The 14,073-nt window shown below is 42.1% G+C and carries 17 protein-coding genes; 1 reads left to right on the top strand and 16 read right to left on the bottom strand.

What is annotated here, in order from left to right; genetic code table 11:
- Positions 1-63: 63 nt before the first annotated feature.
- From FYJ39_RS02440 to FYJ39_RS02430, 3 genes are read right to left on the bottom strand one after another with little or no spacing between them, the layout of a single operon-like run.
- Complete coding sequence (locus tag FYJ39_RS02440; protein WP_154470882.1) at positions 64-705, bottom strand: HAD family hydrolase; 642 nt, start codon at positions 703-705, stop codon at positions 64-66.
- A 28-nt stretch (positions 706-733) separates the two neighbouring features.
- On the bottom strand, positions 734-1,165 hold the full coding sequence (gene agaF / locus FYJ39_RS02435) for a PTS galactosamine/N-acetylgalactosamine transporter subunit IIA (protein ID WP_154470881.1): 432 nt from the start codon (positions 1,163-1,165) through the stop codon (positions 734-736).
- A gap of 11 nt (positions 1,166-1,176) precedes the next feature.
- On the bottom strand, positions 1,177-2,271 hold the full coding sequence (locus FYJ39_RS02430; protein ID WP_154470880.1) for an SIS domain-containing protein: 1,095 nt from the start codon (positions 2,269-2,271) through the stop codon (positions 1,177-1,179).
- Between the two features lie 161 nt (positions 2,272-2,432).
- Between FYJ39_RS02430 and FYJ39_RS02425 the strand changes: the two genes are divergently transcribed.
- The gene (locus FYJ39_RS02425) at positions 2,433-3,755 is read left to right on the top strand and encodes a transposase (protein ID WP_154470879.1); all 1,323 of its coding nucleotides are present in this window, start codon (positions 2,433-2,435) and stop codon (positions 3,753-3,755) included.
- Positions 3,756-3,925: 170 nt separating this feature from the next.
- Here FYJ39_RS02425 and FYJ39_RS02420 read toward each other — a convergent pair whose 3' ends face one another.
- The 13 genes from FYJ39_RS02420 to ppdK all read right to left on the bottom strand — a co-directional run bounded on the left by FYJ39_RS02420 (position 3,926) and on the right by ppdK (position 13,560).
- Positions 3,926-4,408: a PTS system mannose/fructose/N-acetylgalactosamine-transporter subunit IIB gene (locus FYJ39_RS02420; protein ID WP_154470878.1), complete on the bottom strand. Its 483-nt coding sequence runs from the start codon at positions 4,406-4,408 to the stop codon at positions 3,926-3,928.
- A 12-nt stretch (positions 4,409-4,420) separates the two neighbouring features.
- Positions 4,421-5,257, bottom strand: a complete 837-nt coding sequence (locus FYJ39_RS02415) for a PTS system mannose/fructose/sorbose family transporter subunit IID (protein WP_154470877.1) — start codon at positions 5,255-5,257, stop codon at positions 4,421-4,423.
- Between the two features lie 3 nt (positions 5,258-5,260).
- Positions 5,261-6,046: a PTS mannose/fructose/sorbose/N-acetylgalactosamine transporter subunit IIC gene (locus FYJ39_RS02410; RefSeq protein WP_154470876.1), complete on the bottom strand. Its 786-nt coding sequence runs from the start codon at positions 6,044-6,046 to the stop codon at positions 5,261-5,263.
- A 230-nt stretch (positions 6,047-6,276) separates the two neighbouring features.
- Positions 6,277-7,023 carry a GntR family transcriptional regulator gene (locus tag FYJ39_RS02405; RefSeq protein ID WP_154470875.1) on the bottom strand — a complete coding sequence of 249 codons (747 nt, stop codon included), beginning with the start codon at positions 7,021-7,023 and terminating at the stop codon, positions 6,277-6,279.
- Positions 7,020-7,532, bottom strand: a complete 513-nt coding sequence (locus FYJ39_RS02400; RefSeq protein WP_154470874.1) for a GntR family transcriptional regulator — start codon at positions 7,530-7,532, stop codon at positions 7,020-7,022. Before FYJ39_RS02400 ends, FYJ39_RS02405 begins: the two co-directional genes overlap by 4 nt.
- A 138-nt stretch (positions 7,533-7,670) precedes the next feature.
- Positions 7,671-8,045 (bottom strand): DUF6017 domain-containing protein, encoded by a 375-nt coding sequence (locus FYJ39_RS20785; protein WP_407923820.1) that lies wholly within the window; start codon positions 8,043-8,045, stop codon positions 7,671-7,673.
- 97 nt (positions 8,046-8,142) lie between these two features.
- Positions 8,143-8,712 carry a replication initiator protein A gene (locus FYJ39_RS20780; protein ID WP_235919720.1) on the bottom strand — a complete coding sequence of 190 codons (570 nt, stop codon included), beginning with the start codon at positions 8,710-8,712 and terminating at the stop codon, positions 8,143-8,145.
- A 6-nt stretch (positions 8,713-8,718) separates the two neighbouring features.
- Positions 8,719-9,090 (bottom strand): hypothetical protein, encoded by a 372-nt coding sequence (locus tag FYJ39_RS21310; RefSeq protein WP_328597511.1) that lies wholly within the window; start codon positions 9,088-9,090, stop codon positions 8,719-8,721.
- A 78-nt stretch (positions 9,091-9,168) separates the two neighbouring features.
- Entirely contained in the window at positions 9,169-9,402 is a 234-nt protein-coding gene (locus FYJ39_RS21305) for a ParB/RepB/Spo0J family partition protein (RefSeq protein ID WP_328597510.1), read from the bottom strand.
- Positions 9,403-9,565: 163 nt separating this feature from the next.
- The gene (locus tag FYJ39_RS02385) at positions 9,566-10,303 is read right to left on the bottom strand and encodes a ParA family protein (RefSeq protein ID WP_154470873.1); all 738 of its coding nucleotides are present in this window, start codon (positions 10,301-10,303) and stop codon (positions 9,566-9,568) included.
- A gap of 16 nt (positions 10,304-10,319) precedes the next feature.
- Complete coding sequence (locus tag FYJ39_RS20685) at positions 10,320-10,487, bottom strand: hypothetical protein (RefSeq protein ID WP_207708688.1); 168 nt, start codon at positions 10,485-10,487, stop codon at positions 10,320-10,322.
- Positions 10,481-10,696, bottom strand: coding sequence for a DUF6075 family protein (locus tag FYJ39_RS02380; protein ID WP_353847266.1), 216 nt, complete (start codon positions 10,694-10,696; stop codon positions 10,481-10,483). The genes FYJ39_RS20685 and FYJ39_RS02380 overlap by 7 nt, the downstream gene beginning before the upstream one ends.
- A gap of 236 nt (positions 10,697-10,932) precedes the next feature.
- Complete coding sequence (ppdK, locus tag FYJ39_RS02375) at positions 10,933-13,560, bottom strand: pyruvate, phosphate dikinase (RefSeq protein WP_154470872.1); 2,628 nt, start codon at positions 13,558-13,560, stop codon at positions 10,933-10,935.
- Positions 13,561-14,073 lie beyond the last annotated feature (513 nt).

Raw genomic sequence — 14,073 nt, 5'->3', positions numbered from 1 at the left:
CTACTCTCAAAATAAAAAACTGTCCTTTTTCTAAAGCTATCTCGTTTCATAACATCCTGAAAATTACAATATTGCCAATAACTCTCTTAAATCGTGAATAAAATATGCTGCATTTGACTGGTCAAAATTGAATCTCAAATCCAGTCTGGCTGCTACTTTTGCACCTGCGGCTACTCCAGCAGCTACCCCATATGTAGAATCCTCTACCACCAGACATTCCTGCGGTTGGCAATCAATCGCCCACATGGTAGTTCGATATATCTCCGGATCTGGTTTACTGGCCTTAAATTGATGTCCGCTAATGACAGATTCAAAATATTTAGCCAGTTGGCATTCTTCTAAAACCCGCTGAATCGTATCCATGGGGGAAGAAGAAGCAAGTGCCAGAATATATCCTTTTGCTTTCAGTGCTGAAAGAACCTCTGGAACCTCTGGGTATAAAACATCCGTGAAATGATCAATAACAGTTTTATCAAAGATTTTATCCATTTCTTCATCAAACACTGTATCACTCATGGGTTTTCTCGCCACCTGATGAAGCAGGACGCGGGTTCGCTCCGCGTCCATGCCTACACTTGGATATAACTCCTCTATTGCGATCCATGGCCATTTCTTTACCATTTCTTTCCATGTTCGTGTTAGATATAGTATTTCGCTGTCTATCAATACACCATCCATGTCAAAAATCACTGCACGATATTGCATTACTATTCTGCTCTCCTTCTATGGCCTCTCAATCCCAGTCCTCATCCTCCTGTTCTTTTGCATTCTCAGGAGACTCGAATGTCCCCACTCCGGACTGACCCGTTTCTATGATGTCAGAAATCAATTCCTCCCAGGAATCTCCCATATTACGATTCATCGCTGTATTGACTAACATTCCCAAATTGGTTCCGTAAAAAATCTTCACACGGCTATCATCCATAGTCTTCATCAGAGATACGTTAAAGGGAGACCCACTGATAATATCGCAGAAAATCAGTATATGTTCCATTTCGGAAAGCTCCTGAAGCGCCTCGTTAATATTGACTTCCAATTCTGTTTTCGTATCCCCTTCCGGAAAATCTACGGCGACAAAATTTTCCTGTTCGCCCAAAATCAGTTCAACCGCACTTCTGATACCAGTTGCAAAATGCCCATGACCTGCTACAAGAATCCCAATCATATGCTGCCTCCTTATTTTGCTTCCTTCGGATAGTGAGCTAAAGGTTCCTGAAACGGATCAATTCCAGTATCAATATGGATTTCCTTTGCACCCTTGGCTGCTACAAACTGAAACGGAACAGTATACATCAGCGGTGCCAAATATTTGTTGGTCTTTATACTGAATACCACATCCCTATCGTCTGTGTCTTCCATATCTTTGCAAGTAATCACATGAATACGGGATGTATATTTCATAAATACACTGCGGAACTGAAGCATCCGCCTATATTCAGCTTCATCTGACCCAATCATAAACAACGTATGAGTTCCGTTCAAAGCCATTGTCGGTCCATGTGTAAATTCCTCGATTTCATAGCCTGCAATCGGAAGGCGTAACATTTCACCAATCTTCAGCACACCTTCCAACATGGAACCATAGTCAATACCATATCCCATTACATACAGACGGTTACTGTTTGCAATTGAAACCTTATTCCTGTCATACCAAGCTTCGCTTTCTTCCACAACAGTCTGGAAATTATCTATTAGGGCTTTTGTCTCTGCCAGAGCCTTTTCATACTGGATTTCACTGTAAATACCTTTTTCCTTTGCTACTGCAATGGCCCAAAGGTAAACACTCAGAACAGACACCGTGTAACCTTTGGTCTCAGGAGGTGTCAACTCATCTCCTACAGTCAATAACACGGAGGTTTCTGCCAGTTCTGTAATCTTACTGTTCAAATTGCTTGTGATTGCCAGTGTTAGATAACCATTTTCCCTTGCATGCTTCATTACTTCACAAGTAGATACGCTAGTGCCGGACTGACTGATTCCGACAAACAAAATTTGTTCTTTCTGTAACATTCCGGTCCAATCTGCCTTCTCATAGTTCTTGTATACAGTCGGATATTGTGCACTAGCATCAATGTCAACGATTTGCTTAAAATAATAAGCTGCAATATGAGATACGTTGTAAGATGTTCCTGAGCCAAAGAAGAACACTTTGCGAATATCATGCTTCTTAAAAATTTCCACAAAAGGATCCACAAAGACAGACTGTCTCTCCAGAGTACCTTTCAGCACTTCCGGCTGAGATTTAATATTTCCAATTACTGTTTGCTTCATTTTACTTCTCTCCTTTTTCTATTTTATAAATAGGCAATTGTTAAATTGCCAAACCCATTGATTCCACTGGGTTTTCTTGCTTCTTCTATATAAATTTTCTCTCCACTTGTAGTAAAATAGAAGTACCACCAACCACTTTACACAAAAGGAGGAGAAAATTTATGTCTGCTAAATTCCATCAGATTTCTTTGAAGGAAACCTTTTCTGAATGCCAGGACTTATTTATCGATGATGCACCTTCCTTTTTTCAGCTTCTTGATGAGCACCTCGATCTCGAATCATTCATTCCTGACTCTTTTTTCAATGCCTTTTACCGCTCTTTAGGCCGTAAACGGCTTTACCCTCTTTCCGTCTTTTTGGCAGCCCTCATCCTTCAGAAGATTCTTTCCATTCCTACAGATTCCTTGCTTATCCTTTTTCTTAATCTCTGTAAGGAACTTCGCGATTTTTGCGGCTTCCATAAGGTTCCGGATGCTCCGCTGTTTACACGCTTCAAACAGGATTTTCTTCCGTTTATTGAAGAAATGTTCCATCAGCTTGTCGATTTTACTGAGCCCATCTGTCTGGCCATTGATTCTTCACTGGCTCAGATGCTCACCTTTGATACTGCTGGGATTGAACTCTACGTCACCGAAAACAATCCCAAGACCCTCAATGCCCTCATCCGCAGATTAAAGGCCTATTATAAAGATAATCCGGAGGTTGACCCTTACATGATGGCTTACGGTCTCATGCCTTCACAGGCCGCATCTTCTCCTCATGCGAAACAGCTGTACATTAATGGCCATTTCTGTCATGCGAACGAGTTTGCCATCCTTACTAATGGACTTGGCATTATCCGGCACATTACTTTTTTGGATGATGATTTCAAACAGCTGCATCCCCACTTCCAGCCAAATACGTTCTTGGGGGATTCCGCCTTTGATACCATTGATACCTATGGATTCCTTAAAAATAAATTCCATATTTCCAGGGCACTGATTCCCTATAACACCCGGAACGAAAGCAGCCTTGATAAAGTTGGTTACAATCTTTATGGCTATCCCACTTGTCCGAAAGACCCCCCTTTAGATATGAAGTACCTCGGACATTGTCATGAAAAAGGACGTGCTGACCGTGATAAATGGGGCTGCCCCAAGGTTCACATGGTAAAAGGACAGTGGGTCTGCGACTGTACGGAACCTTGTAGCACCGCGAAGGGCAGGACCACCTATACCTACGAAAACATGGATTTCCGCATCTTTCCGGGAATCCAGAGGGATACGGACGAATGGGAATCCCTTTATAAAATCAGGACGATTGTGGAACGGGCAATCAACCACTTTAAAATCAATATGTGTGTTGCCGGACGCAGGACGCGTAATCACATCACTACAAAGGCAGATGTATTTCTGGCCGGGATCGCCAGCCAGCTTACTGTGATCGTCGCATACCGTATGAATTGTCCACAATACATCAGAAGCCTAAAACCCTTAGCTGCCTGAAAAAGTATTTAATTGTCATACTACTTCGTTGGGCTTATTTGTGTAAGCCCAAAATCGTATGTTTTATGTCACTTCAGAAATTTATCTGAATAATGACCTCGGCTCTCTGCCCGTTTCTGTGGATATCTATCCACAGAAACGAAAAAATCATTTAACAATTACCTACTATTTTATAAATTCTTAAGTTTACTTGTAACATCTTCTCTCGGATCATTCGGAACATTCTGAATATAAACCTTTACGCCTCGATCAATCAGTTTCACAAAAGCGTCCCTCTCTTCTGGAGAAATGAAGGTATTCCTAGCAATTTGCACCGCACCAAGTCTGTTGGAAATATTGCCAACTGTAATAAACGGTACCTCATATCCATATTCTGCCATTTTCAAAATCGGCACAGGACTATTGCAAAGAATCATTACACGAATCCCTTCGTCAATCTTACGGATAAATTTATCCGCCGCTTTTTCTGTATTAAAAATAGATAATTTGCAATGTTCCGGACACCCAAACTTCAAAGCCATCTTCCTCTGCTCATCATTTACAATTTCATCATCAACAATAGCAATACGCTGAAGCTGAAACTGAGGAATCCAAGCACCGCACACCTGACCGTGAATCAGGCGATCATCAATTCTCACATCTAAAATAGCCATTTTACATCCTCCTTACATACTTATCAAACCAAAGATACCCAGAATGAAACCGATAGCAACAATTCCTCCAATAATGTAAACTACCTTAATACGTTTCCGCAGACATGTATAAACACCCAACGTAAAGCACAGCGGCAGCAGCTTTGGCATTAACTGGTCCAAATATTCCTGCAAGATAACCTCACTACCAGCAATGGTAAACTGCAACGGACAGGCAATACTTACCCACATGGCAATCATACAACCAATAGACATAGCGCCGATTATACCCGCACAATGGGTAAACAGAGCCATCTTGCCGGTTGACTGCATATCCCTCAAAAGGGTGGAACCCTGTTTGTAACCCACATTCAATGTTGTCTGACGGGTCAGATAGTTAGGAATATTAAATATTAGAAGCAAAATGAAAGGGGCAATCGGATTTCCTTCTGTAGCAAAGCCAACAGCCAATGCACAAGCCAGAATACGGATGATGCCCCAGAAAAATGTGTCACCAATACCTGACAATGGACCCATCAAGGAAACTTTTAAGGCATTGATGGAAGCCGGATCAAAATTCGGATCCTTTTTTACCTTTTCCTCCATGGCAATGGTAGTTCCCATTATGAAAGGTGAAGGAGCAACCGTCATATTAAAGGCAGCGATATGACGATGCATAGCAGCTTTCAAGCCTTCGTCGTCACCTTTATAAATCTTTCTCAGAACCGGCATAATCGCATACAAGAAACCAAGACCTTGCATTCTCTCATAGTTAAAGGAACCCATTAAAGTCCAACTTCTCCAGAATACGCCACGAAAATCTTTCTTTGTAATATTATTTTCCGCACTGATAACTTCATTTTTCGCCATAACTCAATCCTCCCATTCATCATCAGCAGCTGATACAGCTACAACCGTTGTGCCCTCGTTTTGCCTCAGCATGAAAACAATCCATGCAAGTGCAATTGCGATTGCTGCGATTGCAATCATTGTAAGATCAAACCCTACATACGCAGCAGGGATAAATCCAAGAATGAAATAAGGGATTAATCTCTTTTCCATAATGATGTTCAACAACAGAGCAAAGCCAAGGCAAGGCAGAAGCGCAGCCACACCGCCAAGACCTGTATTTACCCATTCCGGCATATTGTTTACAACGCTCTCAATGGCATTGTTTCCAAAAAACATTACCAGAAAGGTGGGAATGAAATATGCTAGAAACGTACACAGACCGCAGAAATAGTGGCAACGATTAATTCCTCTGAAATCCAGCTTGTCAATCTTCCGGTCAGCAATCAGCATAACGCCGGAATAAGAAGACATCAGTAATGTGTTTAGGAACTGCATTATAACAGCTACAGGAACCGCAAACAAAACTGCCGTCTCTGCACCGGTTCCCGTTGTAATGGCAACCGCTGTACCAATGGTGCCTCCGATACCGATGTCCAACTGAGCCGTGGGGCCGATACCAACAGCTCCCATCCACATTAACTGGAGAGTTGCACCTATCATCAAACCACTCTTTACATCTCCCAAAACTAAACCAACCAGAAAACCAGTGACGATGGGTTCTCGTATTTTGCACTCTCCCAACCAGTCACCCTCACATCTTGCTATCGCTGCAATCAAAGCGATCAATAGCGCCTGCATGACACTCATAAGATCATCCTCCTTCTTTCATTGTAATGTTTTTAAAATTGGTATAATTGGTATACTATATATACCACTAATACATTTATACCATGTTTTACGGCATAATTCAATAGGAAAACACAAAATTGTTTAGCTTTTTTAAAAATTTAAAAAATAAAAAAAGATTACAGCATTCACTTACTTCAGAACTTCTGTAATCTCTTTACCTCATATGCATTATTTTCTTATTTGGCTCTTCAAACTGGGGGAGACTCCATACAATTTTTTCTCACCACATATTTAAAGGACGTATTCTGTGGAGAGTGGTAAGAAATCGTATACTCCATCAATGTATTCTGCTTGTCATAACCAAAATACTCAAGAAAATATACCATTTTCCCAACAGGAAGTTCCAAATATTCTGCATATTCCTTCGGTGGCCTGACAATTTTTAAAATGGACTCTACCTTTTTAGGATAATGTCCATGGATATCCATATACTCATACAAGGAACCCTCGGCAAAATCATACCGTTCCGCATCCCAAAAAATATCCGCAGGGATATGGGTCTTCTGTACCGCATAAGGCGCATTGTTCACTCTCGATAAGCGAACAAGTTCAAAAACCATTTCACTTTGAGGAAATTTTTCCTTTATCTTTCCCTCGCAAGAAATTTTCCTCATAGAAAGCACATCACGAGAAGATTCATAACCTGCCAAACGAATTTGCTCACTTAAGCTAAAATGTGCCACTGTACCCTGTTCAATCTGGGGCTCAATCGCCGGTAGGTTTACCACATAAGTTCCGCTTCCCCGTCGTGCCTGCAGATAGCCTTCTTCTTCCAAGCTCTTTAATGCTCGTCTCACTGTCATCCGATTGATGCCATATTGCTCGGCCATAGAGCGCTCTGACTCTAGACGGTCCCCAATTTGATACTCACCTCGTATCATTTTCTCCTTAATACTCTTTAACAACTGAATATAGAGTGCATCATAATCCATCATTCTTCTACTACACTCCTAAACATATAAAAATCACTGACTGAGATAATCTCAAAATACTCAAAAGGCTGTTCCTCATCCAAGTAAGTAGTTCCCTTAATCATTAAAAATTCATCCTCCTCACATGCCAACAGCCGTCGTTCTTCTTCGCTAGCGGAAACAATCAGAATTTCTTCCTCATTCCTCTTTGTTACATACCCAAAGCGCTCCTTAATCTCCTGGTAAAAAGATTTATGAGTCAAGTCCGCCTCTTCAATTCCCTTCACCCGATCATATAGGAGATATATTTTTTCTATTGACTTGGGAACACCGTCAACCACACAGAGCTTATTCAAATAAAAGACTTTTGTTGCCAAGGGAATTTGTAGCATTCGGCTAATAAAACGATTGGATTCAATCACTCGTTTTTCGAGAATCCGATATTGAAAAGGTAACTTCCGTTCTTGTAAAATTTCTGCAACCGACTGAAATTCTCCCAAATCTCTTAAAATTGATACTTGAATTGACTTCATTACATTTGTTCCTATACACAACTAATTACACCATACCATCTAAAGTTTCACGCATCATTATATTCCAGATTATAATTTTTTTCAAGTTTTTTCTATTGTTGCAATTTACATTGCTTTTTGTCAATCTTTTTTACTCATTTAACCGCCCCCATACATGTCATGGTTTACCTCTGCCTGATAATAATTGCTTATCGTCATAGTTACATTGTAAATCGTCGTTAAAAGATACGCCTTTATATTTCCAACTTTCGTAGTGTTCCTGTGCAAGCAGAACAATACATACTCTATGTGGGATTGCTCCAACTTCATAAAACGGCTTTTCACAACTGCTGCAGGCTTGTCCATTCCTGCAATTCTTACCGTGCTGTTATCCGGCTGTAACATAACTTCTACAATCAACTCCACTAACTCGTCTACGTCCTCACGTTCACGGGATCGTTCATTTCCATAACATTCGTAGTAGAATATTCTTTCCCGGATAAATTCACGGTAATTATCCATCTGCTCCATCACATCCACTTCCCTCTCAACTTCTTGTGCCTGCTTGCTGATAGGATAAGATTGGATATTATCAGTTTCACTATAATCAGTCTTGATAATATTAGTCTTATTAGATTTTGATTTGGGAAACTCTGGACTTGTGATTTTCAAAATTCTGGATTTTTGATTCTGGAAATTCTAGATTTTTGATTCCCGAAACTCTTAAATTGTGATTTTCAAAATTCTGTGAAACAGCGCAGGAATCCTCTGATCCAGTAACAACTTGTACCCGTGTATCATCTGGATTTCCCTCCTCCAGTTCATGTGATATTTCCTTAATCATGAAATTTTTCACATAGATTACATTAGGTTTTCCCAAGCCCAATCGCTTCTTCTCAATCAACCTAATTCCTTCCTCCGTATCCAATTCTTTTAATAGCTTTGTTGCTTTCTGTGTCTTACAGTTCATCAATTCCATGATCTCTTCCACAGCAAAGATAATATATACTTTGTCGTCATCATCAAGCCAACGATTTTTAATGCTAAGGCTCATACGGCCTAGCATTAAACCGCATAAAACCTTTGCTTCACAGGAAAGAGACTTAAAGCATTCTGCAATGAACAACACCTTTGGAACACGGTAAAAGCTGTATTGTTCTGCTTCCAGTCCACGGAAATATGCAAACTGTAACTCCTGCATCCGCTATCACTCCTTCCCTTCATTTTGTTTCCATCTATCTAAAAGTGTATAAATAACTTCCTCTATCTGATCTTTCGTATAAGCAGGCGGTAAATAATTGCGTATTTTCTTTGCAGAAATCGTAACATTAACAGTTCCACTTCCTTTTTTTACTAGGATTGCATAAATATCACCCTCTGTTAATATCCCTGCACTGCTGCTTTCTTTCAACTGTTCTGCCTGCACTTTTGATGGGAATAAACCACTATTCGCAATCGCTTCCACAAGCCACATCTGCTCATTTATTTGAAGATATGACAGTTTTTCTCCGACCACCATAGGGATTTTACCAGCATCTACATAATCCAATAATTCCTGGGCTAATTCTGCAAGGCGCATGTACCACTGAACCGTCCTTTCGCTGTACCCGGCAGCTTCGCCTACGATATCCGCCGTATTCTTGTCTCCCTTGCTCCCCTAATGTCTTAATGCCTCATATTTCATCTGATATGCTCTCGCCTTTTCACTAGGCAGAATATCCTCTCTCTGGATATTCGTATCGACCATGATCACGGTGGCGGTGTCATCGTCCATGTCACGGATAATAACAGGCATTTCCTCCAAACCTGCCAGCTCACAGGCTCGCCATCTTCTATGTCCTGCAATAACCTCATAGCCATTCTCTGGATGAGGACGAACAATTCCCGGCATGAGTACACCATACGTTTTACGCTCTCAACCGTTTCCTGCATTTTTTCATCGTCCAATACCCGAAAAGGATGATTCCTGAACGGACGGAACTGTGTAATGGGAACGGAAGTAACTACCTCGCCAGATTGCTGTTCACTCGTTCCAAACAGATCATCATAAGAAGTCAGTTAATTCCTTTAGGAGCACGTAAATAAATGCTTTTTCCCTCTGCGGAAGTCTCTGCCGCCCTCACAGAAAGCGGAATACAGTTATCAAAAATATGTACCTGGTTCCCATAAGCCTCTCTGATCTGCTCTGCAATATCCCTTGCAAAATTTGTCCTACGGCCTACTTTCGTAAATAAAATGCCCATAATGGAAAGCATTGGGTTCAGTTTTCTGTGTACCCGTCCAATCGTCTTTATAAGCTGTTGTAGTCCTTTAACGGGCAGATATGCCGCCTCTACCGGAATTAGTACACTGTCAGCCGCTACAAGCGCATTGATGGTGATCATTCCTAAAGAGGGCATACAATCAATCAGAATAAAATCATAATCCACTCTAATATTATTTATAAATTGTCGAAGCACCATTTCCCGGCTCATGACATTGACAAGTGCCGTTTCCAATCCCGCCAACTCAATATTGGCAGGGATAAAACCAACACCTTCCTCATGGTGAATAATGCCCTCACCCGGCTCTATATCTTCATCATTGATTACCTTTTCCATAATGTTGACCAGTGTAGCATCCAGCTCGTCCGGTTCACGGATTCCTAAGCTGACCGCCATACTTCCCTGTGCATCTGCTTCCACCAGCAGTACCTTTTTTCCTGCCCTTGCGAGACCGATTCCTAAATTGACGCTTGTTGTCGTTTTACCGACTCCACCTTTTTGGTTTGCGATTGCGATTACTCTGCACATATACTTTCCTCCTGCTCTATTTCTTCTCTTTTTCTTTTTCTGCGTAAACACGAAAATATTTATTTGTCCCTTTGTTGGAAAATGGCTCTGAAACCTGCAGTACCTCGATTTCCTTATTTCGTTCCATAAGCCTTTTAAACCTTTTGATGTCTTTCAAAGTCCCTTGCAGCCTAATCTTCAGCATACATATCCTGTCCTAAAATCATAAATCCGATCTACATGTTCTCTCGTATCCCGATCAATCCCAAGACAATATACCAATGCTTTATGGTACACGTCCTGATACCTACATCTGGGAAGATACTCCCTGTAAAACTTTTCGTGTTCCTTGTTCTTGAAAGTAATTGTGCGAGAATCTTTCTTCTCTCCTGCTCTTAACGCTGTGTTTGTCATTCTTTATGACCTCCTTCTTTAAAGATATAAAAAAAGGGAACAAACCTTAAATAAGGTCTATTCCCAAACATCAAACGAGGGAAAGTATTAACACTTTCCCTCGCAAAACTCATATATAGACTTTTACTACAATATCTTTAAATCTGTTGGTCTTTGTGTACTCTGAACGTTCAGCCATAAATGCTCTTACATCCTCTCTTGTCACCGTTAAGGTACAGAAGTAAATATATTGTTGTCTAATTCCTCTTTTCGTTAATAGCTGCCTGTGCTGCCGCTAAGCGGGCAATGGGAACTCTAAATGGAGAGCAGGATACATAGTTTAAGCCAATTTTGTGGCAGAACTCAATAGAGGAAGGATCTCCGCCGTGCTCACCGCAAATACCCAGTTTGATGTCAGGTCTTGTCTTTCTTCCCTTCTCAGCTGCCATCTGAACCAGCTGGCCTACGCCTGTCTGATCAAGTCTTGCAAATGGGTCAGACTCATAAATCTTAGCCTTATAGTAGGATTCTAAGAACTTGCCCGCATCATCACGAGAAAAGCCAAAGGACATCTGAGTTAAATCATTGGTACCAAAGGAAAAGAACTCAGCCTCCTCAGCAATAGCGTCAGCAGTTAAAGCGGCTCTCGGAATCTCGATCATTGTACCGATATGATACTGAATATCGGAGCCCATTTCCTTCTTAACCTGTTCAGCTACCTCAACAACAATATCCTTAACAAACTTAAGCTCTTTCTTCTCACCAACAAGGGGAATCATAATCTCAGGAACGATATCGTAGCCTTTTTCATTCTTAACCTCAATAGCTGCCTCCATAACAGCTCTGGTCTGCATCTTAGCAATTTCCGGATATGTCACAGCCAGACGGCAGCCTCTATGTCCCATCATAGGATTGAACTCATGAAGCTCGTCGCACTTCGCCTTTACTTTCTCTGGCGTCAAGCCCATGTCAGCTGCCAGAGCCTTGATATCCTCCGGTGATGTTGGAACGAACTCATGGAGCGGCGGATCTAAGTAACGCACAGTCATTGGCTTGCCTTCCAGAACTTCGTACATTGCCTTAAAGTCACTCTTCTGGAAAGGAATCAGCTCATTTAACGCTTGCTCTCTGGCCTCAACAGAGTCAGACAGAATCATCTTACGGATCTTTGGAATCCTCTCCGGCTCGAAGAACATGTGCTCTGTACGGCAAAGACCAATACCCTCTGCACCCAGCTTAATGGCATTCTTCGTATCTGCAGGAGTATCTGCATTCGTTCTTACCTTCAAAGTTCTAAACTGGTCAGCCCAATCCATCAGTCTTCCAAAATTTCCGCTTACGGTAGCCTCTACCGTCTGAATATCTCCAAGATAAATCTTACCTGTGGAACCGTCTAAGGAAATATAATCGCCTTCCTTAACGCTGTGTCCGCCAAGCTCAAAACGCTTCTCAGCCTCGTTGATCTTAATCTCACCGCAGCCGGACACACAAGCTGTACCCATACCACGGGCAACAACTGCCGCATGGCTGGTCATACCGCCGCGTACCGTTAAAATACCCTCAGCCGCATGCATACCCTCAATGTCCTCTGGTGAAGTCTCAAGACGCACCAAAATAACTCTTTCACCAGCCTCATGATGTGCCTTAGCCTCGTCTGCCGTAAAGTAAACCTTACCAGCCGCAGCGCCGGGAGATGCAGGAAGCGCGGAGCCAATTACCTTTCCGGCCTTTAACGCAGCGGCGTCAAAGGTAGGATGCAGCAGCTGATCTAAGGACTTAGCCTCAATTCTGCAAACAGCCTCCTCAGGAGTAATCTTTCCTTCATCAACTAAATCGCAGGCAATCTGTAAAGCCGCAGGAGCAGTTCTCTTACCGTTACGTGTTTGCAGGAAGTATAATTTCCCTTCCTGAATTGTAAACTCCATATCCTGCATATCGCGGTAATGATCCTCCAGTTTATGAGCAATCTCCATAAACTCCTTATAGCACTCCGGCAGATCCTCCTGCAATTTGGTGATTGGCTGCGGTGTGCGGATACCAGCCACAACGTCCTCTCCCTGAGCATTGATTAGGTACTCACCATAAATACCGTTCTCGCCGGTAGAAGGATTACGTGTAAATGCAACACCTGTACCAGAGGTATTGCCCATGTTGCCAAATACCATGGCCTGGACGTTAACCGCAGTGCCCCAGTCGCCAGGGATGTCGTTCATACGCCTGTAAACGATTGCGCGCGGATTATCCCAGGAGCGGAATACAGCCTTTACAGCCTCCATAAGCTGTACCTTCGGATCCTGCGGGAACTCTTCACCCATCTTTTCCTTGTATATCGCTTTGTACTTAGCAATGACTTCCTTTAGGTCCTCAGCAGTCAGGTCAGTATCAAACTTAGCGCCCTTCTCCTCCTTAACCTCATCCAGAATACCCTCAAAGAAGGTCTTGCTCATCTCCATAACAACGTCGGAGAACATCTGAATAAATCTTCTGTAAGAATCATATGCAAATCTCGGATTACCAGTCTTCTTGGCAAAGCCTTCTACCGCAACGTCATTCAGACCTAAGTTCAGAATGGTGTCCATCATGCCAGGCATAGATGCTCTTGCGCCGGAGCGAACAGAAACCAGCAACGGATCCTCAGTATCTCCAAATGTCTTTCCCTGAATCTTCTCTAATTCCTTCAGCGCGTCAAAAATCTGCCCCTGAATCTCATCTGTAATCTTCTTGCCGCTTGCATAGTAATCGGTGCAAGCCTCAGTTGTAACGGTAAAGCCCTGTGGAATGGGAAGACCCAGATTAGTCATCTCAGCCAGATTAGCGCCCTTGCCGCCCAACAGGTTCTTCATGTCGGCTTTGCCTTCTTTGAATAAATAAACCCATTTTGCCATCAATTATTTCCTCCTCATGTTCTTGTAGACTGGCATTCTACTCTCTGAATATTTAGTCCTTCTTTTTGAACGGAGCAAATACAGCTTCCATAATCCGTCCATCTCGTCCATTATATCACAAACATGCCCCGAGTAAAGAGTTTTTCCGTGAAAATTTGTTAATTTAGCGCAAAAACCGGTATAATCCTTTTTATTTTCCGCCATTCTCACATATCCGTTATGAGTTCGTATATACGGCAAAAAATCTGCTATGCTTTATTTCTCTTGCTGTCTCCAGGAGCTTTTTGCATCTTACCTTTTCTTTCCCCCTCAATTATTTCCAGCCTAGCGTTCGGCAGTATTTATGGTATATAATAGATTTTCTGTCGACTCTATCCAGCATAGAGAGGGTGTGCAAATGGATTACATACTTAACTCCCTTCTTTCGGTCATGCAGGTGTAGCTGGCTGCTATATCTGCAAATGGATAGACCGGAACCATACAGACGGCTAGCCAAAAAGAAATCCCGTGTAC

It is taken from the genome of Clostridium porci (assembly GCF_009696375.1).
Lineage (GTDB): Bacteria > Bacillota > Clostridia > Lachnospirales > Lachnospiraceae > Enterocloster > Enterocloster porci.
Note: the sequence above shows the minus strand (reverse complement) of the source record. Positions and strands in the feature narration are given on the sequence as shown.